We start from the raw sequence: 23,391 nt of genomic DNA, 5'->3' as shown, positions 1-23,391 counted from the left end.
ACCTGTCCTCTTTGCAATACCCTATCTTTATATTTGTTTAGCCACAAATATCACAAAACGTTATAATACTGATTTTAAAGAGATTTATTTGGTCGATAATTAATCCATAATATTTTGTTACATTTTTGCACTATCGAGATAATAATTTTCAACGTGTAAACCTGCTCTAATGCAATTAACTAAATTAATAAGGAACTGAAATGGCGCAAAAGACATTAACTATTTTTGGAATTGCTCTCTTAGCAACAACACTGAGTGCCTGTAACAACGAATCATCAACCTCTGAAGTTGAAAAAGAGACTCAAAAAGAAGTGGCTTCAACTCCATTGAATTTAAAAGAGTCTCAGGTGACCAGCGAAAAACAGGTCAAAGCTATACCCAAGATGGAGCTAATCGATACTAGAGTTGACGCTACCAAAGGTACGTTACTAATAAATAATACCACTTTAGTTGCACAAGCCCTGCCTGTGGTTAAAGGGGTTGCGTTATTTGATCGTTCTGTAAACCAAACAGCCATTGCGACAGGAAACATAATTGTCGTTACCAAGCCGAACACCCCTATTCTAGGATGGGAAAATAATTACGATATTTCTGAGCTCGCCGAAAATACGTATTCGCTCACACCGAAAAGTCCTTCTGATTTAGTTTTAAACTATAAACAACTGAAAAAAGACCCTAATGTAACAACGATAGAGTTAGAATTGGATTACACGCCTGTTTCCAAACAAGAAACCATGTAACCACCATTAAACTATCAAACCGACTCGAGGGGTATTGAAGTGTCAGCTTCGCCCTCCGGGTCAATACTGATAACTAATTGAAATATTTATCGAACGTGGTTTGCCTGGGAAGTATCGATAGCCAGCAAAAGAAGAATAATCGGCGCGTTCAGCATATCTCTCATCCGTTACATTCTGTAATCTAACACCGAACAACACCTTCGCGTTTAATTGGTAACTTGCCCGAACGTGAAACAGCGTATGCCCTGGGTAACGGTGTTGATTTTCCACGTCGGTAAAATACTCTCCGTTATATTGGCCATGCAACTGCCAAGACCACGCATTGGATTGATAATTCAAAAATACATTCGCCATTTCATTGGGTGAAGTATCTATATCCAGACCAATAATATCCGAGCCACCAGCGTTTGATTCACTTATACCGGGATTATTGCGGTAAGTATGATGCGCAAACGAGGTATTTACAGCCAGACTAAACGTCTCTGTTAATACAGTTTCAAAGCTAATTTCTACGCCGCGATGTTTGGTTTTAGCACCACTAATATTAAAAAAGTCGGTATTTCGAATGATGCCATTGGATTTTTTATACTGATAAAATGCGATATCCAACGATAAATTTTCATCTTGAAAGCGCCAACCACCATCAAAGCCTTTTAACTCAACAGGATCTAAATCCGCTACGGTTTGCGCTCGTTGTAATCGATACAACTCCGTTGCCTGTGGTGAACGAAAACCATGAATTAAAGAGCCGTACAATTGACTGTTATTTGCTAATTGATAAGTCGCCCCCAATTGCGGTGACAGTTGAAAATAGTCATCAACTCGATTTTCAGGTCGGCTATATCGACATCCACCAAAACCACAGGCTTGCCCCAACTCGTCGGTGCGGCCTGACACCATTTCATTGCGATAATCAAACTCAATATACTCGGCTCTTGCTCCAATATTTAGATTTAGCTCAGGAGACATTTTAATATTAGTCACCACAAAGGACGCTATGTTTTTTGAATCGACCTTGTAGTCATAATGTTTGCCCGTTGGAATGGTTGCCTGCAAAAAGGCAGAGCCCTCGGTTTTCTCATCCTGAAACTGCAACAGCGACATCGCTGCGAGTTCAGCATCAACGCCATAATTAATATCTACAGAGTCATTCACGCGCCAATTGTTGGAAGTCTGCACACCTAGGCTTGTTTGACTGTTCTTTTCCGTTGGCTGGCCTGGTAAAAAGTGCTGCTTAAACGCCATGTTTGAATAACGAAGATACGGTGAAATCACAAGCCCATTTTGCCAACGATAAGTTTGATACAAGCGAAAGCCATCGCCCTCTCGATACGCTTCAGGGTTCGCATTGGTTTTTATAACTGTCTTGTCTTTATAAGCACCTTCACCAACAAGGTAACCTGCCGTTTCCTGATCTAAATTAAATGCCGTTAACCAACTTGTTACGTCATAATCACCCGACTCGCCTTGATGTTTTAAGGTGCCAACTTGGTGTTTCACGCCCGAGTCATCTCGAAAACCGCCATCATCAACCACTGAAAAAGCCAAGCTCCAATCATCTAATTGGCTCGCGTGACGCAATTTATAATAGTCGTAACTGCCTAGTGTTAAATCCGTTTCACCGATGCCATCAGGTAACTGCGGCATAACTAGATTAACCACGCCATGAAGCCCGTTCGAGCCGTATTGCGAAGCCGATGCCCCGCGTAATATTTCAACCGAGTTAGCCCAATAGTGATTTGCTTCAAACAATTCATTTACGTTACACATGCCCGCCGGGCGGAGTGGAATGCCGTTTTCCAACATCAAAAATTCACCACAAGCACCTGCACCGGTTAACACGGGCGACCGGATAGCAGCGAGATACTCTTGCCCACTATTGCGATGAAAATTCACCCCTGGCATTTGATTAAATAACTCTTGAACATGCGCGTGGTTAGTCAGCGAAATTTGCGCAGCGTCAATCACATCCACCGTTCTTGCAACTGCGCTTAAGTCTTGGGGCACACGCGATGCGGTGACCACGATGGTTTCAATGTCGCCTTTTGCTGGAGTCGCGGCTTGGGCACTGGTGTTGGCATCCGCGTTGGCGTTGGTGTTGGCGTGAGCATCGGCGTTGGCAGATAACAAGAACATAAAACATACAAGTAATAGGGGTCTATTCATAACAAAGCTCTTTATTAATTATCCACTTTAAGGCAGCAAGTATATCTACGTATACTTTGTTCAATTTGTACTAATTTTTATCTGATAAATATTGTCGCTATTGGTGATTTCTTCTCGTAAGCCAAATCGTTGGCACAGCTTTGTAATTATGCCTGAACCTAGTCCAAAGTTATTGGTTAAACTATAACTGTCGACGTCACTCTCATTTATCAAATTTTTGAAGCAGATAGCGTTATTACCAACTTCAATTTCAAGTCGTTTAGTACCATTTACCTCTCGAGCATGGTGCACCGCATTTTGAGCCAAATTAAACAAAATAAACTCAAATACCTCTTCAGGAATAGGCAGCAATAGTTGTGCATGTTCGGTCACATTTATAACCAGCCCATGATTACTAAATGTTTGACGGACTTCTTGGTTCAGATTGGCAAGACAAGTATTTACCAAAGTGTGCTTTGTAGGTTCAACCGCAGATGTCAACCAAAGCATTGCTTCGCTAGTACGATGCATGCGGCCCAGTGAATTAACCAACCGCTGATATGAATCTTGCTCTTTTACGTTTGGATTTTTTAGGCCGATCAATTCAATGGCATGAGTCATTACTTGTAATGGCGTTCTAAGCTCGTGACTGACCCCCTGATTAAAAAGTATTTGTTGCTCAAGAACCTGTTCTTTTTGTTCCAATGCTAAAACAAGTTCGTCTGCAATTTGTTTTACATCGGACTCTTTAATATCTAGGTTAACTCTTTTGATATCCGCCGACGTTTTGTCCGCTTTTAAAAAACTGGCTTTTAATGAATCGAAGGGACTCAACGCTCTATTTGCTATCATCCTAGATAAAAAAAATGCGGCTATAAAAAATGGCAGAAAAGCTTTTAATAAAAACTGGATGATGGCAGAGATATCGGTTGAGCTAGCAACAAAAGTGGTGCTTTCAATTAACAAAACGCTATTCGGTAAAACCATAAAGTGGTAGTAGTTGTCACCCGACGGAAATTCACCAAAGCCACCAACTCTTTCTAATAACTCATTTTTATTGGCATGCTGATACCCAAGTGCAAACAGCTCTTCAAAACTTACCTCTCGGACATGACTATCTAAAGAGAGCGTTCCCTTATCAACATTGCGCAACACACTGTGGATCATTGAGTCTTCTTTTGACAACGTTATCATTATTGTCAATAACGAAAGTAGAATGAATAGCGAAAGCGCCAAAACCGTGACCCATAAGGTTACGCGGCCCTTTAAGGTTGGCTTATAATTCCACATCAAATTTATACCCCACTCCTTTAACGCTGTGCACCAACTCTTGCCCAAAGGTCTCTTTGAGTAGATTTCGAACTCTATAGACGTTCGCCCGTAATGGGTTACTTTTCGGCAATCCGTCTGGCCATAACGTATCAATCATCTTAGAAGTTGAAACTACTTTTGGTGACGTTTCCATCATCAACTTTACGATAGAAAAACCAATATTGTGTAATTGAACCGTGTGACCATTTTGGTCTGTCAACGTTTGTGATTTAACATCTAGCGAGAATTGCTTCACACAAATAGTGGCTGCTTTTTTTGTTGATACTCTACTTAATGCAACCGTTATTCGTGCATTTAGCTCAGCGAACGAAAACGGCTTTTTTAGATAATCCCAAGCGCCAGATTGAAAGCCTTTTAATACATCAGACTCATTTTGATTCGCCGACATCATGATAACCGGCACACTGGCCAAATTGTCTTGCATTAAACTTTGGCAAATATCATAGCCACTTATATGAGGTAAATTGATATCAAGGAGGATCAGGTCATAGTCACTAGATAACAACATTTCTTGAGCTTGCCTACCGTTGTAAGCAAAGTCCAATTCGAGATCTAATGTTTCGATAAACTCACCAATGCCTATAGCGATATCAATATCGTCTTCCACTACTAAAATGCTTGCCACATTTTACCTCCTTTATACACGTTGCCCATTTACTTAGGGCAGAACCAATATTGATTGTAAAGCTGGAATGTAAAACCAAAGTAACCCCTTGAACACCGATTAGAATAGAACGTATCGCACAATTTTACATTGATTTTACTCGCTTATTTTACGCTTCAACAATCACAGTATCGGAGGGTTGTCGAAATGTTAACGATTAGAAGTTTAAGCAAAGTATATAATAACGGCGTTCCTGCACTAAACGACATAAATTTATCAATAGATAAAGGCATGTTTGGCTTATTAGGACCAAACGGTGCAGGCAAGTCTAGCTTTATGCGAACGTTGGCCACATTACAAATGCCAGATACCGGAAGCATTAAATTTGACGGCATAGACATGTTAACTCAGCCACATCAAATAAAAAAAGTTTTAGGCTATTTGCCGCAAGACTTCGGCGTATACCCAAGAGTATCTGCACTCGAGTTACTTGATTACCTAGCCATAATGAAAGGCTTGTCCAATGAAACTGAAAGGCGTGAACAGGTAGCTTCGCTGCTGCATCAAACGAACCTCTATGAACATCGAAATAACCATGTAGCCACGTTTTCAGGCGGTATGAAACGACGCTTCGGTATTGCTCAAGCATTATTGGGCGACCCAAAACTTATTATGGTTGATGAGCCAACGGCGGGACTCGATCCAGAAGAACGAAATCGCTTTTACAATCTGCTTTCTGAAGTAGGTAAAAATATCGTCTTGATTTTGTCTACTCACATCATAGAAGACATTCAAGACTTATGTACCGACATGGCCATCATTAATAAAGGGCAAGTATTAAAGCAAGGCTCGCCTCAAGCATTGATGGATGAAATAAAGGGCCAAGTCTGGTGCAAGCAAGCAAACAATTTGGATTCATCGTACATCAATAAAAATTACAATGTCTTATCTACCAAGACCAATGGGTTGGAAAGAGTAATCCATGTGCATTCCCAGCTTGATCCAGGAAACGGTTTTACACTTGCTGAACCAACCTTAGAGGATGCCTACTTTGCCGCATTAAATAACACCGGATTAAACTCTGACTCAGATTACAAAGCGGGAGGTCAGTAATGTTTTTTCCATTACTTAAGTTTGAAATAAAGTACCTAAGCCGCCAGCTTTCATGGTGGTTTGCATTATTAATGCTAATTCTACTCGGGTTTTTACTGTCTGGAAGAGTGGTCACAAGTGGCGATGTTTATGCTTTATCTCCACACAATATAACCTACTTGATGGCTATGTTGAGTCAAATCGCTATCTTTACTACCACACTAATTACTGCTCACTCGGCGCTTCGAGATACAAGTTATGACTTTAGTTCATTTGTACAAACGAAACCGATTAAGCATCACACCTTAATTTTAAGCCGGTTCACAAGCCTCTTTTTAATGAGCCTACTCATAGTATTAGGAGCCATTACTGCAATTTTATTACCGACATTGCTTATCAATTATGACGCAGAAATCAGTGGCGTGTTCCAATTAAGCTACTTGTTGTGGCCACTTTGCTTGGTGGTTCTACCTAACCTGTTGTTTACCGTAAGCATACTGTTCTTTAGTGCCAGCATATTTAAAACTACCCTAGCAACGTTTATTTCAGGCATTGGTATTTATATTTTTTACTTAATGTCAGCTGTGTTTTTAGACTCCGCGTTGTTCACCGCTTCTGACCCTATCGCAAGAGGCGAAATCAACTACGCAAGTTTACTTGATCCGTTCGCAGTCTCAGCGTTTCTAGAACAAACACAATTTTGGACTCGCATAGAAAAAAACACATTATTGATCAATCTAGATGGCAACTTCTTATACAACCGAATTATTTGGATATTAGTTTCTCTGAGTCTATTAATAAGCTTATTGGTGAAGCCTTTGAGTCACAAACGCCGGTCAAAAATGGTCAAGCGCGGAGGCAAAAAGGCCGAAAACTTGGGTGTGTTAACACGAAACACAAACAGCAACTCGCTCAACACTGCGTACAAAGCCTTTAAAACTGATTTTTCTCATTGCCTAGCTTTTGGAACTGACCTTTTATTTGAGCTAAAAATGACACTAAGAAGCCTACCTTTTCTATTGTTAATCGGACTGGTTGCTGCACTTTCATTGGCCTACATTTTTAATGGGATGAACAATAACTTTTTTGTCGGCGTACAATATGCCTATACAAGCGCCCTCTTGCCTTACGTTGCTAAACCGCTTGATTTAGTTGGTCTATTTATCGTTATTTTGTTCTCTGGTGAAATGGTGTGGCGAGCGAAGGATCATCAATTTGATAATGTCCTATCCGTGACACCTGCACCAAGTTGGCTCTACTTTTTGTCTAAGGTCACCGTAATGGCCTGTTTGATTCTGCTGATGATTGCGGTCGTCATCTCAGTAGGCGTGGCTTATCAGCTTTGGAATGGCTTTTATGCGGATGATGTTTTCTTATTCTTCTCATTAGTGCCCATTTATGGCCTACCGCTCTTACTGGCATCAATCCTTAGTCTTTCTATTCACCATATTGCCGCCAATAAATATGTCGGATTCGCGCTTGCCGGTGGCATATTGCTGGTTTTTAAATCCGATATAGCAGCGATGTTAGGCATTGGACACAACTTATTGCGATTCTCCGATTTAGGTCCACATTATTACTCTGACTTTAGTGGCTACGACATCTTTACTCGCAACTTATTTTGGTTTTCCGTTTATTGGACGGCGTTTACCATCACCATCGCAATCATTGCCTTTGGGATTTCAAAAAGGTCTTTGGAAGAATCAATTTTATCGGCGTTTACTCGACTAACCGACTTATTGTCAAAATCCGGTGTACGAGTATTGCAACTAGCTGCTCTGATCACGTTATTTTCCGGCAGTTATATTTTTTACAATACCAATATAATCAACAACTATGTCACTCCGACAGAGCAAATACAAAAACAGCTTACTTATGAAACAGCGCTTAAGTCATATAAAGAAACGAACGCGCCTGTAATCACAAAAGTATCGCTAGCTGTCGACTTCTACCCTAGCCAATACGCGGTCAACATTGATGGGAGTTATTGGTTAGTCAACCAAGGTAACCAAAGTATTGAGCGATTTTTAATTTCATTACCAAACCCAGCGCAAACATTTATCTTTAGCGTCGACGAAGACTATCGCTCAACAAAAATACATGATCTTGATGTCATTGAGGTTGTATTAACCAAGCCGTTAAAACCTCAAAGTAAGCTAATACTCAAATTTTCAACTGAGCTGGCTAAACAAGGCTTTAAAAATGAAGATAGAGACATCTCATTGATGGCTAATGGAAGCTATTTCCATAGTAGTAGTTTATTGCCTTATATTGGTTACAACACTGACAATGAATTACGCAGTAAAGCGTTACGACAACAGAAAGGCTTACCTGAGCGCAACACGTTACCTGCCCTAATAAAGGACGCGCAATATGATAAACATGGTCATGAAAAAGACGCAAAGTGGATAGACTTCGAAGCAATCATATCTACAGATGCAGAACAAATGGCATTTGCGCCCGGTGAATTAAAAAGTCAATGGAACAAAGACGGCCGAGCTTACTTTCAGTACAAAGTAGATCGCAAAATCTCTCACTTTTTAGGGTTTGCTTCTGCAAAATATCAAACAAGTTCTCTTCGCAACAATGACACGACTATCACAGCCTATTTTCATCCAAGTCATAACAAAAATATTGAATTGATGTTAAATACCGCTGCCGAGTCATTAGAATATTTTGAGCAGGAATACGGACCTTACCCTTTTCCAACGTTAAATTTGGTTGAGATCCCGAACCGAGGGTTTGCCCGAGCTTACCCTGGCACTATCTTTATTTCTGAGCATGTAGGTTTCAAGGAAAAACAAGAAGTTAATAAAGATCGTGATCATTTTTCTTATCTAATTGCTCACGAAGTTGCTCATCAATGGTGGGGCCATCAACTGGCTTCGGCAAAAACTGAGGGGGAAGTGTTATTAATCGAATCGCTAGCCGACTATTCAGCACTGATGGTGATGAAAAATATCTATGGAGAATCCTATGTAGATAAAGTCATGGCTGACTCCACTATGCAATATTTAAAAGGTCGTAGCGCCGACACCACAGGCGAAACATCACTCCACAAACTGTTAGGCCAACGGTACTTGCGCTACCACAAAGGCCCCGTTGTTTTTAACGCAATAAGACATTTGATCTCTGAAAAATCGTTAAACCAAGCACTTCGCGCATTGCTGAGCAAAAAGGGAAATACCTATCAAAATTACGCGACAAGCTTAGACCTGATACGAGAGATCAAAACGAATTCGCCAGTACAGCATCATCAACTTATAGACGAGTGGCTGACTGCAATCGTCACTTACGATTTAAGCATTACCAATGCTGAGGTTCAAAAGTTACCAAGTGGCAAATTCCAAGTCACGGCTGACTTAACCGCCGTCAAGTATGAGCATCACGTTAACGACATGACACAACAAAAAGTATTCGCACACAACATCAGTGTCGGGGCCTATCAGGAAGTTATGGGTGAACTCTATCTTGCCGAACTGCAATCCGTTCAAATGGCTGGAACCAGCAACCGTATTACATTCACACTGGACCAGCCTCCTTCAAAACTCATTGTCGATCCTCGCTATCTGTTTATTGATAGAAATCGCATTGACAATGAAATCAATTTAGCCGAATCCGCTGACAAACTTAAAAATTAAGGAAATACATCATGAACACACTAAATCGCATTTTATTTACGATAGTCATTCTTTTCGGTTGCTCTGCTCAACTTGTCACAGCAGATGAATCGTCGTTAGTCAAAATAAAGCAGCAAGTTAAAGCAATTCAATGGCACTCAATACAAGATACTGGAAATTGGGGTTACACCATTGAAAGCCGCCTAGACAATGGCAAATTACAACAACGAATTCAGCGTTACTCTCCAGTCCGCCCAGCTGGAAAGCAATGGGAGTTACTGGAGCAGGACAACAAAAAACCGTCCAAAACAACGCTAAACGAATACGCAAAAATACAGGTAGAGATTCAAAGTGAAGACACACCGGTCGATACAAAAGACATTGAAATTGTGCCCGCCATCACGCTCAAATATTTAAAAACTGAAGGCCAATACAGAATATATTCGTTTAAGCCTTACCTCCCGTTTTTTGAAGAAGACGTAAACAAAGTTTTTGAAGGCAAGCTATATTTCGATGTCGAACAGGAACAAGTAAAAATCATAGAAATTAAAGCAAGCGAAAGTTTCTCACCTGCCTTTTCCATCAAAGTGAAGGAATTCAGCATGTCGATAGACATTGATAAGGCCGAGCAAACATTGCACGTAACCAAAATTACTTCGGAAAAGTCTGGAAGTGTATTTCTGTTTGGTAAATTCCAGGAAAAAAGCGTCAAGCTATTCAGCGACTTTGTGCGACACAATGAATAGTGCCTTTTTTGGGTGATGACTTAGATGTTGAAACTGTTGGTTCGTGAGCAGAGTTCAAGTAGAAAGGACTGAAGGAAAATATACTAAAATTAGTATAACTGGCGAATATACTACAATTCGTATAATCACATTGGTACAACTCGCAAATCGAATGAACTTGAACCAAAAAGTTATTTCTTTATTAGAGTCAGGCCTTATGAAACCTGATGTTGAACGACTTCTTCCCTTGTTAGTCGAGCTTGATTTGGAACTTCATATAGTGGAGAAAGTTCAGAACAAACCTGCGGCGACCGCTTGGTAATATCTTAAGCACGCGTTAAAAAAGAAAAGGCTTATCAATCAGTTCAAATAAAGCTTCTGTATTTTAAGTGAGGCACACCTATTAAATTGGTGGCCTTCAAGCATTTAAACGTTAGCTTTTATTGCGTTCGACAATTAGCTTTTACTGCGCGCAATAATTAGCTTTTAATGCAAAAAGCTCACGCCATCGACAATTTCGCCGCTTGCTTCCACATAAAAGACGGCATGGCGCTTCGCAACTTCCAAGTGATATTCATAGGCTGACTGCCCGTATGAGACACATAATCCACTTCTCCGAAATTCACGAATCCCATGGTTTTGCCAAACTCATCACTTGATTGTTCGCGTACAAACAAAAACAGGCGTTTGCCTATGTCTTTGTGTGCAATGTATTCGCGTCCTTTCCCACTATCCGGCCGGGTTGAGTTTTGGCTTTGCCAATGAAACAAGTCTTCGTTGATTGCATAGTCATGATACATGGTCGTTGGTGAAAACTGTTTTGCGTTTTTGTTGAGCGTAACGAAAAGAAGCTCAATGTTTTGCTCTCTGATATTAAACACACCTTCTCTCGAGTTCGGTTGTCTTTCAAAGGTTGTTGCACCAAAACCTACTAAAATTTGCTCTCTGGCATATCTAGCATGAAGTTTAATTGGATGATTGCCCATCATCGGCATGGTTGCTTGTTTATGATGAACTCGTTGAATAAGCAAGTCAGTAACACTGCTAATTTCAGAGGCAATGGATGGTTGGTTTAGTCTTGAAAGACTCGCCTGCAATGACTCAAATCCAACAGTAGGTCCCGTCTTTTGCCAAAGATCATAATGCAACATCAAGTCATAAATTGGATTTTCGGAATCGCTAACGTTAAAGCCACTTTTTGCCAATGTATTTATGTGTTGAAGGTATTGATGATCGTCACATACTAAGAGCCTAGTTTTAATCATACGAGACAGTTGGCGAAGTAATTCATTATCCGATTCATCGTTCATGCCCTCAGGTGCTTTGCATGATCCCGTATCTGAATTATCCACTTCATTTACGTTATAAATCACACCTGCCTCTTCACACAATTCCGTCCATGAGTGCTTTTTATAGATATCTTCAAGCGTGACTTGTGGGTTCACTTTAATGAAATTATCGACCGTGATCGCTAACGTCGTATGTTGCGGAAAATGTCGGATCAGGCACAGTAACCTCTGTCTATTTAAAGTGGCTTGCCTTATGTTTTTTAGAATGACGTCTTGGGTTTGTTTTGAAAGCTCGATTCGACAACCTAAAGGCGCGTGAGGAAAGTCATTTTTGATTTCGTCGCTAATAGCCCCATCTGTCTTGCCCACCAGCGCTCTAAACTTATGCGCAAAGTCATATTCAGCATTGGCATTACCAACAAAATCGAGCACGGTGCACGCTTCTTTACCATCGGCTAATCGCAGACCACGGCCGAGTTGCTGTAAGAATATCGTTAAACTTTCTGTAGGCCTTAAAAACAATAACGTATCCACTTCTGGGATATCGACGCCTTCATTAAAAATATCGACGACAAAAAGAATGTTAATGGCACCACTTCTTAAGGCTTGCTGCTTTTGAACACGCTCACGACTATTATCACTGGTCAAGAAATCACAAGAAATACCTTTTAATAGGAATTGTTTACACATGTATTCCGCATGTTTTTTGCTGACACAAAAACCCAAAGCTTTCATGCTAGAAACCGACGTCACAATTTCGTTAAGGCTTTGATAAATCTTATCGACACGTTGTTGATTATGCGTGTACAAATTAGTTAAGGCCGCAATGTCATATCGACCTCGACTCCAATTTACCGTTCTCAGATCAGTATCGTCATCAACCCCAAAATACTGAAATGGACAAAGGTGACGTCGATTGATGGCTTCCGGTAGACGAATTTCAGCCGCGATTACGCCACAAAAATCATCCAAAATATTGGAACCGTCTTGCCGTTCTGGCGTTGCGGTTAAGCCTAATAAAATCTGAGGCTCAAACTTTATCAAAATACTTCGATAGGAATTAGCAGCTACGTGATGCACTTCATCAATAACAATGTAATCAAAATAGTCGGCCGACAAAGAAAGGTTATCTATCTGATTATTTAAAGACTGTACTGAAGCAAACAGATGTTGATAGCTTTCAGGTTTGTGATTGCCAACCCAGAGCTCACCAAAGTTCGAATTTTTTAATACGCCTCGATACGCAAGCCGTGCTTGTTTTATTATTTCTTCTCGATGGGCAACAAATAAGAATTTAGCATCCGGCTTGTCTTTGATAAAACGCGCAAAATCAAACGCCGATATTAACGTCTTCCCAGTTCCTGTAGCCGCCACCACTAAGTTTTTAAATCGCTTATGGAGTGAACGCTCAACGTCTAACTGTTCCAAAATTTCTTGTTGGTGATTAAACGGCTTAATATCGAAAAAATGTGATTGTTCTAATTCATGTCCACCGCTGCTCCCGATACGAGCTTCTTTTAGCGCAGACTTTAGTTTTTCTTTGGCTTCCACTTTGCCATCAAACAGCTCAAATTCTTTGGAATTCCAATAGGTTTCAAAGGTATTAATGGAACGTTCAATAATGTGAGGGATTTCTTGCGACGTAATCTTTAAATTCCACTCTAAGCCACTAGTCAGGGCCGAATGCGACAAGTTAGAGGAACCAATATAGCCGGTATTAAAGCCGGTATCGCGAATAAAGAGGTAGCTTTTGGCATGCAGTCGTTCTCTCTGGGTATTGTAACTAAGCTTAACTTCGGTGTTAGGCAATGACGCTAAAAACTCCACCGCTTTGGCATCGGTTGCGCCCATGTAAGACGTCGTGATGATCTTTAATTGTTTACCGCTTCTGGTGAAGTCTTCTAACTCCTTTCGGAAGATTCGAATTCCGGTCCATTTAATAAACGACACAAGCCAATAAATTGTATCTGACGAACGTATCTCGCGCTTGAGCTCACTTTCTAGCGACAAGCCCGCATTGCTGCCACAAAACAATTCACTTTGAGTCAGGCCTGTCAGTGGAAATATATCTTTGACGTATTTTTTAAAATCGGCTGCCACCGGGTTTTCAAGTTCGTATAAGGCAGTTAGGATTTTGCCTTGGCTATTGAGCAGGTTCTCATCAAAAAACGCATCGTCTTGAAGTTTGTCTTTGAGCCATAAAATTAGCTGATTCGACAATTCGATTTGATGCTGCAATTGATCATCGCCAGACGGTAAGCAATTAACCGCATATTCAATAACTCGACTCAAAAAACGTGATAACCATAATGCCGCTTCAGACTGCTCAAGGACACGCTCACCAATATAAAACTTATCTTTGTTAAGACGATCTGAAACCAGATTAGTGATCAGCTGTTCGTAAAGGCCGGTTTGATTCATTTTGTGGGCATTCCATTGTATTTGATTGACTATCTTTGCAGCCTGTACCTAATGAAGCAAGTAAATTTGTGATTACAGAGGTGTCAAAATGGAATTGTATTAATGTTTGCAATTGAGGCGGAGAAACACAACCAATTAAGGCATGAAGAAGAATGGCGCTCCCGGCAGGAATCGAACCTGCGCTTCAACCTCCGGAGGGTCGCGTGATATCCACTTCACTACGGGAGCATGTACTAACTTTATTCCACCGAGCGACGGCCGGAACTGAGGAGTGGCAATCATACGCACTTTAAAAGAATGAGTCTAGCGCGTTGGTTTTTAGGAGGTTAATTTTTAATCTTGATTAAATTGTGTTAAAAAAAACAATGTCATTTAGTATGATTTGTTAAAAATCAGCTATAGTTTTATTAAATTTTCATAATTTACTTTCGGGAGAAAGCCATGTCACTAATGACGGTGGATCAAGTTGCAGAGTTTTTAGGTGTGAAAGATGTTCGTGTTATTCGTTTAGAAAGAGAGCATTTGTTAAATGCGGCGGATAAAGATGATGATGGAAATCCATTGTTTGAAAAAGCAGACGTAGAAAAATACAAAGAAATTGCGCTGCGTTTAGGTGGCATCTGAGCGATACCCCTAGCGCTTAGAACTGCTGGATTATCGAGATCATATCATTGTATCGATCTCGGTAGTCTTGTGTCTTAAAGTTATTTTTTTCAGCCCAATCTAAAGTCACTAACCAGTAATATACTAACCACATATCTGCTTCATAAGAAAAGTCAGAATAGCTAAAGCCAGCGTGCTTAGCATAGTCTGCCAATAACTGTTGAAAGTCATGCTGCGTCAGCTGATGCTCAATTGTAAAAGCCGCCAAGTCCCAGCGTACATCGCCAAAACTAGCATATTCCCAATCGATCATACCCACTTTTTCTGATTTAGTGAGGTAGACATTGCCCGGTGACAAATCACCATGAAGTACACCTAAGTATTTACTGCTTGTTAATGTATTGTAGCGGTCAAAAAATTTACCTTTAACTGAAATCCCACTTTTAGGTAAGTATCTTTCTAGCAATGGTACTGGATTAGGTAATTGCAGATCCTGAAGTTCTGGCCAACGTCCCAGTGAGTGAGTATGCCTAAAACAAGTGATGAGTTGCTTACTGTCTTTATTATATTTAATTGGTGATACCGCAGGCACATCGCTTAGTACTGCGTACCGAGTATTGTTACATACAATCACTAATGCTTGAGGCACAACTATAGGTGAAGGCTTCGACAGGTTTAAACAAGATACTGACATCTCGTGTACATATGCATTTTCTGCTACTTGTTTTAAGTACCAAATAGTATTGTTTTCAAGCTGAACTTTATAAACCAAGTTTCGGGCATTTTTTGCTAACTGGAATAAGCTAACTGGGCTATCAAAAAGCTCAGTTAGCTTTTGTTTTATTGCTGACTTATCCAACCGTTGCTGCTCGCTTAGATTCAGGCAACTCGTCTCGCCACTCTAAATAGCCTTTTATTGCTAAAAAGGTATAGAGAACAAACAGTGCCGCTGTTGGCAAATAGCCCATTTCAAAATAAAGATAAATGGACGCGAGGTTGATAACAAACCAATAAATCCAATTTTCCAATACTTTTTGGGTTACCATATAGGTTGTATATACAGCAAAACAGGTAGTAAAAGAGTCCCAATAAGCCATTTTTTGTGATGTATATTGATCAGCAAGATAACCAACAACAATACTTATTACGGTAAGAATTATCACTATCTTTAAGTGTCGATTTACCGACCACGACTGGACTTGTTTTTCACTGTTATCTTCTAGACCACCATTCCATTGCCACCAGCCATAAATTGCCATTAGCAAATAATAGAAGTTTAAAACACTCTCCAATAATAATGCTCCTTGCCAAAACAAGTTCATATATATAAGAGTGCTGATGAACGCAGCTGGCCAACACCAGCTGCTCTGCTTTATTGCCAATAGTAAATAAAGTAGGCCGGTAAAGACACCTACATATTCCCATATGGACATAGCATTAAAACCACTAAGTAGTTGTTCAATCATAGTGTTCTAGCTACTTGCGTACTTATTGCCGTACTTCGCCTGTAAATCTCCTGGAATAAATTTACAAACGAAAATACTAGTGCCGTACTTTTCAAAGCTCCGTTTTAACTCTGAAGATAATGCAGCCATTACAACATCATAGTCGCCAAACAGTTGGGTACTCATATAGTTTGTTATAACGCTTATACCGTCGTAAGTATTAATCCTATCAATAAAGTCTTGAATCGCTGACACGTAATCATCTTCAGTTAGTGGATACTTACTTATTTCTACACTTAGTTTCATAAATATAGCTCCTAAAAGAATACGTCTAATTTAATACCAAACACTCTTGGCTCACCAAGTTGTTCGTATGACTTGGCTTCATATCCATCACGAGGGTCATTACCAAAATAGAAACCTCTTACACCATAGTCCTTATTGGTTAAGTTACGCACCCAAAGAGTGATGTCAAACTGCTCAGCTTGGTATGTGACTGATGTATTTACTAAATTAATAGCCTGTGACTTTTCATCATGGCTAAACGAATAGAAATAATCATCACGGCCGTTAATTGACGCGTTCCAACGTACGTTATCCATTAACTGCCAATCAAAACCTAATTGATATTGATAACCAGGTGCATGAGCTTGCTCACGCCCATTAATGTTCACTCGAACATCTTCCCAAGTATCAGGATCGGTTTCCAAACGGTACATATCGTCTATTTCAGTACTCAGTAAAGCCAGACCTGCATAAACCGTTACATCATTATTTAGTCTATATTCAACGTTACTTTCTAAGCCATAGTTGCTACCGGTCGGCGTGTTCGAAACATAGCCAACAAACTCTGGCTGCGCGCCGGACTCACGTACTTCTTTTTCGTTGGTAAACCATTGTTTAATCTGCATGTCGTGGCGACTTGAATAAAACAATACTGCGCTAGCTTTAAGTCCTTTATCACGATTGTTATAACGTAAACCAAGTTCAACATTATTCAAAATTTCTGGCTCAAAACTACCGTTTTCTCTAAGCAACAAATAGTAAGACTCCAAACCAGGCTCATTTAACTTGCTTAATGCTTCGCCATTAGCACCACCAGATTTAAAACCGCGACTTAATCGAACATAAGCCATCGACGACTCATCGTATTGTTTTGTCGCCGTTAAGTGGCCACCAAACATAGTATCTGATGTATTTTGTGTAACTAAATTAGAGTCGCTATAGTCACCATCATGCTTCTCGATACGTAAGCCAGCCGACAGGTTAATGCTCTCTTCAAGCTCGTAACGAGTTTCACCATAGACCGCAAAGTTTGTTTGCTCGTAGTTACTCGTAAAGTCGTTAGACAACCAGGTATATTTTCTTGTTAAATCAACGTCTTTTGATTGAACATATATGCCCGCTACCCAACTTTGGTCTTTACCGACCAAGCGAATATCTGCTTGATTAGCAACGCGGTCACGTAAATAGTTGTCGGTGGAAGAGTATTCATCTGGATGTAGACCAACATAAGACCAGTCTTCGTCATAACCATAGGCTAAATCAGTATTATTGTGGCTCAAAAATACGGTTAAATCGGCGTTGTCTAATCCTTGATAAAGAGTACGTGCTGCCAACGCTGTGGTTTGTTGTTTATCTTTGCCCGGCTCATCGGATAATGTATTGCGGTTTTGGTCCAGTGAAAATGCGTCATAGCCATTATTAATGTCAAAATGATGCAATACAAACTGAGTAGATAGTTGATTTGAAAAGTTAACGTCTAATAGACCACGAAAAGATAACTCATCAATGTTGTTCGTATCGTCACGATCTAACGCTATGTTTTCAACAAAACCATCGCTGCTTAATTTATTAATTGAAAAGCGGCCTTTTACGTCAGAAGAGAATTCGGTGCCTGCCGCAATACCGACATTTAATAAACCATAATTGCCTGCTTCTAGGCGGAATTTATTCGGTGCACTTTCTTCTGGCTGTGAGCTGTACATGTTAATAAAGCCTGCCATCGCGTTTGCGCCAACACTACTGCCCTGCGGGCCTTTAAACACTTCAACTTGGCCAATATCAAATAATGAACCAGACGTTGCTATGCCTGAATAATCTATACCGTCAATCGCCATCCCAACTGATGGATTTATTGGGTCCACAAATTGGCTTCGTTCACCAATACCGCGAATTTGAATAAAACGGGCTCGTGACGCACCTGCGGCAAAATTAACATTGCCTAACTGTTGAATTGCATCTTGGAAATGACTGGCACCCGACTTCTCTAAGCTCTCTTGGGTGAGAATTTGTAGTGAGTTCGCCGCCTTGCTTTCTGGTGTAGGCAGTAATTCACCTTTTACTTCGATAGTTTCGATATTAGTTGTAGGTTCAGATTCAGCATTAGCTGAGACAGAAACAAACGGTAGTGCGGATAAAACTGCAATTGCAGTAATGTTAAGTTTCATATTTTGGATCTCTTGTAGATAAAATAAACAAAAGACCCGGTCGTAAGCGAGTAGTCCTGGATTTACCATCCCTACGCCGGTACAAGCCGGATCAGGTTCTAAGGGTTCGATTAACGTCTCAGTATGTCGCGAACTTCGCGCATACACCCCTTGGTGTTCGGGCGCCATTTTATTGATTTAAATAAAAAAAGCTACCCCTGATTAATTTAAAATCATTCCAATATGAGGAATATCATCCTCAAGATACATTTGTGTCACGGTTTGAAAACCCAACGATTGATAAAAATTCTCTAGATGCTGCTGCGCTGAAATTTTACATTCAACCTCAGGCCAATATTGCTTTACAGCATCTATCGCGGCTCGCATCATTGGTGCAGCAAGTTGCTTTCCTCGATAGTCTTCCATTATTAGTACGCGACCAATGGCAGAATAGTTTTCATAAGCCAAACCAGGCGCAATTAAACGACAAGTGCCGACCAGTTCATCACCATGATAACCAAACAGTTGATAACAATCTTTGGACTTATCTACGCCATCTATATCGGAGTAGATACAATTTTGTTCGACCACAAATACATCGCTGCGTGCCTGTAAAATGTCGTACAACTCACCCACCGACAGTTGTGAAAACGCTTTAATTTGCCAGTCAATTTTTAAATCTGTCATGTTCTGCTACTTAATTTTTTCACTGAACGATAATGTAATCACGTTTATCGCAAAATTAATAGATACACTTGGTTTTTTAGTGAGCAGTGCGTTATTCTGCGGGCTTCTGAACAATCTAATTAGGTTTATCATTATGAGTCAAATTTTTCGTATCGCCGTTCTTGTCTGTTTCTTTATCGCTTCCTTCTCTAGCTTGTCAAATGACGCCAAAGAATTGGAATGGTCAGACTTAGTGCCTAAAGATATGGTTCAGAAAATACCCACTATTGAGGAAATTGGACATGCGATGGCTGGGCCTCAATCTATCAATGCACCTGTTGTTAAAGAGTTAGACGGACAAACAGTAAAAATACCCGGCTTTGTTGTGCCATTAGAAGGTGATGATGAGCTAGTGACTGAGTTTTTATTGGTTCCTTATTTTGGTGCCTGTGTTCATGTACCGCCACCGCCATCAAATCAAATAATTCACGTTACCTTTAAAAAAGGAGCGCCGGCTTCATCCATGTATGACCCAATATGGGTAACCGGTAAAATAGCCACTGAAACATGGAAAGGTGAACTTGCTCAGGTCGGCTATACCATGCAGGGCATTGAAATCGCCCCATATGACGACTTTTAATTATTTACGCTGACGAATTATTTCATTTTCTAAGTCGGTAAATTGCTCATCGACCTTGCTACAAACGAAGCGAAGATTATAAGCGGATATTTTGGGATTAAATTCGCCATTTTGGCAATACGTCCCGTAAAAATTCATTAACTCACGAGAACTTTTTGTGATCTCTTTCACGTAATCTTCTTCATTAGGCTTAAATGAATCAAACTGAGTGCTGATTTCATCATAAATACGCTTTGATACTTTGCCGCGAGAATATTCACTTTCGGCAGCTTGGCCAATTAGCGTCGCAAGATACACTCTCATCTGATTAATTTGAGGCTGATCTACGGTGAGTAGCGTAATAATTAATATAACAAAGATTAAAAATTTCATGGTAACTCCAATTTGAACAACTGCCTTTTGGGCATCAAACTTAAGAAAGCGTCGATCTATAGAATTAGATCAAGGTTTTACAATTTAGTTTCATTTATATTTATGTTTCTGACATATAATTGATATTAGGCAATATAACAGGTATCGCAATGAACGATCACATTGATATTAAGAACATTCCTGCCGACGTAAAGGTATACAAACCTAAAGTTGAAGCAAATGCAACTTATAACCTACGAAGTCGCATATATGTGCGAGCAGTAAAAGGCCTGCATCAAGCTATTCGTAGAAAAATGGGTATTTTTTTCCTAGGACTATTTGCCGTTTTGCCGTGGATAAATTGGAATGGACAGCAAGCTATTTTGCTCGACATTGTAAACCAGCAATTTAATATTTTTGGTTTGACCCTGTGGCCGCAAGATTTAACCATTTTTTCGTCACTGCTTATTGTTTCTGCCTTTTTACTCTTTGTCGTAACCACATTTTACGGAAGAGTCTGGTGTGGGTATATGTGTCCACAAACAGTATGGACCTTTATGTTTATCTGGTTTGAAGAAAAAATTGAAGGCTCCGCAAACAAACGTAAAAAATTAGATGCCATGCCATTGAGCTTTGACAAAGTATGGAAAAAAACACTAAAACACACGTCTTGGTGGATTGTCTCATTACTTACATCGCTTACCTTTATTGGCTATTTTGTACCGATTGATCAATTATTTATCGACTTTTTTACTTTTGAGTCTTCGGCAATGGTGGTTGGTTGGACGTTATTCTTTGCTGGCGCTACCTATGCTAATGCTGGATGGATGCGCGAGATCATGTGCCTTCATATTTGTCCATACGCACGCTTCCAGTCGTCCATGTTCGACAAAGATACCTACACAGTTACTTATGATGCTGCCCGAGGTGAAAAACGTGGCCCTCGTCCAAGAAAGTCGGACCCAAAAGAGCTTGGTTTAGGCGATTGTATTGACTGTAACTTATGTGTGCAGGTTTGCCCTACCGGCATTGATATTCGTAATGGCTTACAGTACGAATGCATAAACTGTGGCGCTTGTATTGATGCTTGTGACGAAACAATGGATAAAATGAATTATCCAAAGGGCCTTATTTCGTATACAACTGAGCACAGCTTGGAAGGCAAACCGACTAAAAAATTCCGTTCAAAATTAATTGGCTATTTATTAGTGACAGTAGTGATGTCGGTTGCGTTTGTTTGGCAAGTCGCTTCGCGTGTACCGTTGGAGTTAAATATCGAACGCGATAGAAACGTGTTATATCGCACTAATAATGATGGCTTGATAGAAAACACCTTTACATTACAGGTGCTTAACAAAAGTCAGACGAACCAAAGTTATTCAATTACTATTGAAGGACTAAATGAATACCAATTTTATGGTGAAACTTCTTTTTCTGTCTCGGCCGGTGAAGTGTATAAGCAACCTGTGAGTATAGCGGTTGACCCATATGAATTAAAACGCCCGGTAACGGACATAAAAATAATTATTCGAAGCGATGACGGTGAGTTAGAAGTTTCGGAGGAAACACGATTCTTTAAGGGACGTTAATGCCACAATTTGATTTTTCAGAGCTAGGTCCAGACTTGATTCTAGATGCAATAGAATCGACAGGAATATATCCCGAGTCTGGTTTATTGCCGTTAAACAGCTATGAAAATAGGGTGTATCAGTTTTTAGGCGAAGATAAAAAGCGTTACGTTGTAAAATTTTATCGACCACAGCGTTGGAGCAATGACCAAATTATTGAAGAGCACGACTTTTCAATTGAGTTAGCAGAGCAAGACATTGAAGCTGTGGCACCACTATCGTTTGATGGTAAGACGTTATTGGAGCACGGCGGTCATAGATTTAGCGTATTTCCAAGCGTTGGCGGTCGAATGTTTGAGCTTGATGATCTTGATCACTTAGAGCGACTCGGTCAGTTACTTGGTCGCATACATAGTGTTAGTGATGCGAGTGACTTTCAGCATCGAAACAAGATTGATATCGCGACTGATTTAAACGAGGCTGCTTCATATCTTAAAGAAAGTGGCCTTGTGCCGAGTTATTTGCACGCCGCTTTTTTTCCGGACTTACAAAAGGTTGTCGAACTTAGTTGTGAGCGATTACCTACACAGCTTAAAAACATCCGACTGCATGGCGATTGTCACACAGGTAATATTCTGTGGCGCACAGGTTCAAATACCGATGACGCGATTTTAGTAGATTTTGATGACTGTATAACAGGACCCGCTATTCAAGATATTTGGATGATGCTTAGCGGTGACAGAGCGCAACAAATTCTTCAACTAGATACGTTATTAGAAGGGTATGAGATGTTTCGCCCATTTAATCATGCTGAATTCGCAATTATTGAACCGCTTCGCGCACGCCGAATGTTGATGTATATGACGTGGCTTGCAAAAAGGTGGTCAGATCCTGCGTTTCCAAGGAACTTTTCGTGGTTTAATACAGACAAATACTGGGAACAACAAGTATTGGCACTAAAAGAACAACTATCAGCAATTCAACAGCCACACCTTAAATTAGGTTTTTAATCTTTATTTTAGTGTTGTAATCAAAATATGTAACAGCAATAATTGTGAAAAACACAAGGGAATCATTTAATGAAGAAGATATTTACTTTACTCGCAGCCTGCTTTTTTACCCTTTCGGTATCAGCGCAAACATTAAAAGAAGGCGTTCACTACGAAGTTATTAGCGAGACAGCAACGAAAACACCAGAAGTAAGAGAGTTCTTTTCTTATTATTGTCCACATTGTTTAAACTTTGAACCGCTTGCAAAGCGCTTAGCTGAAAAAGCAAAAAGCTCAGACTTTAAATTTGAAAAAAGCCATGTTGATTTTTTAAGAGCGGCTGGTCCAGATATTCAGTTTATGCTTACTAAGGCTTTAGTTGCTTCTGAAAAGCTGAACAAACCTGGCGTGAACGACGCAATATTTCAATACATTCACAAAAATCGTTCGGTATTTACCAGTGAAAAAGACGTTCGCCAATTATTTATCGCTAATGGTGTAACTGGTGAAGAGTTTGATAAAACATTCAATAGTTTCGCAGTAAAAGCACAAGCGAAAGGTATGAAAAAGCTTCAAAACGAATATGCAGAAAAACGTGTATTAACAGGCGTTCCTACTTTTATTGTTAATGGTAAATACAAAATCATTAACAAAGGTTTTGATGCTCGTACCTATGGTGAACTTTTTGAACAGTTAGAAAGTGCAGCATTACAACTAGTAGAAAAAAAATAA

At 40.0% G+C, this 23,391-nt stretch carries 20 protein-coding genes, 1 tRNA gene and 1 riboswitch; of the genes, 10 read left to right on the top strand and 11 right to left on the bottom strand.

The features are described from left to right. Positions 1-200: 200 nt before the first annotated feature. The gene (locus ACZ1GV_RS13705; RefSeq protein WP_472674653.1) at positions 201-740 is read left to right on the top strand and encodes a hypothetical protein; all 540 of its coding nucleotides are present in this window, start codon (positions 201-203) and stop codon (positions 738-740) included. Positions 741-800: 60 nt separating this feature from the next. Here the strand turns inward: ACZ1GV_RS13705 and ACZ1GV_RS13700 are convergent, their stop codons facing one another. The 3 genes from ACZ1GV_RS13700 to ACZ1GV_RS13690 form a co-directional block, all read right to left on the bottom strand. Continuing rightward, positions 801-2,906 (bottom strand): TonB-dependent receptor, encoded by a 2,106-nt coding sequence (locus ACZ1GV_RS13700; protein ID WP_472674652.1) that lies wholly within the window; start codon positions 2,904-2,906, stop codon positions 801-803. A 60-nt stretch (positions 2,907-2,966) separates the two neighbouring features. After that, positions 2,967-4,052 carry a sensor histidine kinase gene (locus ACZ1GV_RS13695; RefSeq protein ID WP_472674651.1) on the bottom strand — a complete coding sequence of 362 codons (1,086 nt, stop codon included), beginning with the start codon at positions 4,050-4,052 and terminating at the stop codon, positions 2,967-2,969. A gap of 109 nt (positions 4,053-4,161) precedes the next feature. Beyond that, complete coding sequence (locus tag ACZ1GV_RS13690; protein WP_472674650.1) at positions 4,162-4,842, bottom strand: response regulator transcription factor; 681 nt, start codon at positions 4,840-4,842, stop codon at positions 4,162-4,164. A 186-nt stretch (positions 4,843-5,028) separates the two neighbouring features. Between ACZ1GV_RS13690 and ACZ1GV_RS13685 the strand changes: the two genes are divergently transcribed. From ACZ1GV_RS13685 to ACZ1GV_RS13670, 4 genes are all read left to right on the top strand, one after another. Beyond that, on the top strand, positions 5,029-5,934 hold the full coding sequence (locus ACZ1GV_RS13685) for an ABC transporter ATP-binding protein (RefSeq protein WP_472674649.1): 906 nt from the start codon (positions 5,029-5,031) through the stop codon (positions 5,932-5,934). After that, positions 5,934-9,554 (top strand): ABC transporter permease/M1 family aminopeptidase, encoded by a 3,621-nt coding sequence (locus tag ACZ1GV_RS13680; RefSeq protein WP_472674648.1) that lies wholly within the window; start codon positions 5,934-5,936, stop codon positions 9,552-9,554. The genes ACZ1GV_RS13685 and ACZ1GV_RS13680 overlap by 1 nt, the downstream gene beginning before the upstream one ends. A gap of 11 nt (positions 9,555-9,565) precedes the next feature. After that, positions 9,566-10,279, top strand: coding sequence for a hypothetical protein (locus ACZ1GV_RS13675; RefSeq protein WP_472674647.1), 714 nt, complete (start codon positions 9,566-9,568; stop codon positions 10,277-10,279). Positions 10,280-10,430: 151 nt separating this feature from the next. Beyond that, on the top strand, positions 10,431-10,580 hold the full coding sequence (locus ACZ1GV_RS13670; RefSeq protein WP_472674646.1) for a hypothetical protein: 150 nt from the start codon (positions 10,431-10,433) through the stop codon (positions 10,578-10,580). A gap of 178 nt (positions 10,581-10,758) precedes the next feature. On the opposite strand, the gene ACZ1GV_RS13665 is transcribed toward ACZ1GV_RS13670, so the two are convergent. Both ACZ1GV_RS13665 and ACZ1GV_RS13660 read right to left on the bottom strand, forming a co-directional pair. After that, positions 10,759-13,968 carry a DUF3427 domain-containing protein gene (locus tag ACZ1GV_RS13665; RefSeq protein WP_472674645.1) on the bottom strand — a complete coding sequence of 1,070 codons (3,210 nt, stop codon included), beginning with the start codon at positions 13,966-13,968 and terminating at the stop codon, positions 10,759-10,761. A gap of 153 nt (positions 13,969-14,121) precedes the next feature. Next, a tRNA-Arg gene (locus ACZ1GV_RS13660) sits at positions 14,122-14,196 on the bottom strand. A 213-nt stretch (positions 14,197-14,409) separates the two neighbouring features. On the opposite strand from ACZ1GV_RS13660, the gene ACZ1GV_RS13655 reads away from it, so the two are divergent. Beyond that, positions 14,410-14,592, top strand: a complete 183-nt coding sequence (locus ACZ1GV_RS13655) for a helix-turn-helix domain-containing protein (RefSeq protein ID WP_210560660.1) — start codon at positions 14,410-14,412, stop codon at positions 14,590-14,592. A 16-nt stretch (positions 14,593-14,608) separates the two neighbouring features. Here the strand turns inward: ACZ1GV_RS13655 and ACZ1GV_RS13650 are convergent, their stop codons facing one another. The 5 genes from ACZ1GV_RS13650 to ACZ1GV_RS13630 all read right to left on the bottom strand — a co-directional run bounded on the left by ACZ1GV_RS13650 (position 14,609) and on the right by ACZ1GV_RS13630 (position 19,132). Continuing rightward, positions 14,609-15,430 (bottom strand): phosphotransferase family protein, encoded by an 822-nt coding sequence (locus tag ACZ1GV_RS13650; RefSeq protein ID WP_472674644.1) that lies wholly within the window; start codon positions 15,428-15,430, stop codon positions 14,609-14,611. Beyond that, positions 15,423-16,037 (bottom strand): nicotinamide riboside transporter PnuC, encoded by a 615-nt coding sequence (gene pnuC / locus ACZ1GV_RS13645; protein WP_472674643.1) that lies wholly within the window; start codon positions 16,035-16,037, stop codon positions 15,423-15,425. The genes ACZ1GV_RS13650 and pnuC overlap by 8 nt, the downstream gene beginning before the upstream one ends. 6 nt (positions 16,038-16,043) lie before the next feature. Beyond that, positions 16,044-16,322: a YkoF family thiamine/hydroxymethylpyrimidine-binding protein gene (locus ACZ1GV_RS13640; RefSeq protein WP_472674642.1), complete on the bottom strand. Its 279-nt coding sequence runs from the start codon at positions 16,320-16,322 to the stop codon at positions 16,044-16,046. A gap of 11 nt (positions 16,323-16,333) precedes the next feature. Beyond that, on the bottom strand, positions 16,334-18,466 hold the full coding sequence (locus tag ACZ1GV_RS13635) for a TonB-dependent receptor (RefSeq protein ID WP_472674641.1): 2,133 nt from the start codon (positions 18,464-18,466) through the stop codon (positions 16,334-16,336). A gap of 51 nt (positions 18,467-18,517) precedes the next feature. Then, a riboswitch (TPP riboswitch) is annotated at positions 18,518-18,627 on the bottom strand. Between the two features lie 40 nt (positions 18,628-18,667). Continuing rightward, complete coding sequence (locus ACZ1GV_RS13630; protein ID WP_472674640.1) at positions 18,668-19,132, bottom strand: GNAT family N-acetyltransferase; 465 nt, start codon at positions 19,130-19,132, stop codon at positions 18,668-18,670. Between the two features lie 133 nt (positions 19,133-19,265). Here ACZ1GV_RS13630 and ACZ1GV_RS13625 point away from each other — a divergent pair, with 133 nt between their 5' ends. Then, positions 19,266-19,751, top strand: coding sequence for a DUF3299 domain-containing protein (locus ACZ1GV_RS13625; protein ID WP_472674639.1), 486 nt, complete (start codon positions 19,266-19,268; stop codon positions 19,749-19,751). On the opposite strand, the gene ACZ1GV_RS13620 is transcribed toward ACZ1GV_RS13625, so the two are convergent. Beyond that, positions 19,752-20,123 carry a hypothetical protein gene (locus ACZ1GV_RS13620; protein ID WP_472674638.1) on the bottom strand — a complete coding sequence of 124 codons (372 nt, stop codon included), beginning with the start codon at positions 20,121-20,123 and terminating at the stop codon, positions 19,752-19,754. A gap of 149 nt (positions 20,124-20,272) precedes the next feature. On the opposite strand from ACZ1GV_RS13620, the gene ccoG reads away from it, so the two are divergent. The 3 genes from ccoG (at position 20,273) to ACZ1GV_RS13605 (ending at position 23,391) form a co-directional block, all read left to right on the top strand. Then, positions 20,273-21,691, top strand: a complete 1,419-nt coding sequence (ccoG, locus tag ACZ1GV_RS13615; protein WP_472674637.1) for a cytochrome c oxidase accessory protein CcoG — start codon at positions 20,273-20,275, stop codon at positions 21,689-21,691. Beyond that, a complete protein-coding gene (locus ACZ1GV_RS13610; RefSeq protein WP_472674636.1) occupies positions 21,691-22,680 on the top strand; it encodes a serine/threonine protein kinase in 990 nt (329 codons plus the stop codon). The genes ccoG and ACZ1GV_RS13610 overlap by 1 nt, the downstream gene beginning before the upstream one ends. A 69-nt stretch (positions 22,681-22,749) precedes the next feature. Further along, on the top strand, positions 22,750-23,391 hold the full coding sequence (locus ACZ1GV_RS13605) for a thiol:disulfide interchange protein DsbA/DsbL (RefSeq protein ID WP_472674635.1): 642 nt from the start codon (positions 22,750-22,752) through the stop codon (positions 23,389-23,391).

The sequence above is a fragment of the Psychrosphaera sp. HA2-10 genome (assembly GCF_055693745.1).
The sequence above is the reverse complement of the archived record's forward strand: the minus strand, read 5'-3'. Positions and strand labels throughout refer to the sequence as shown.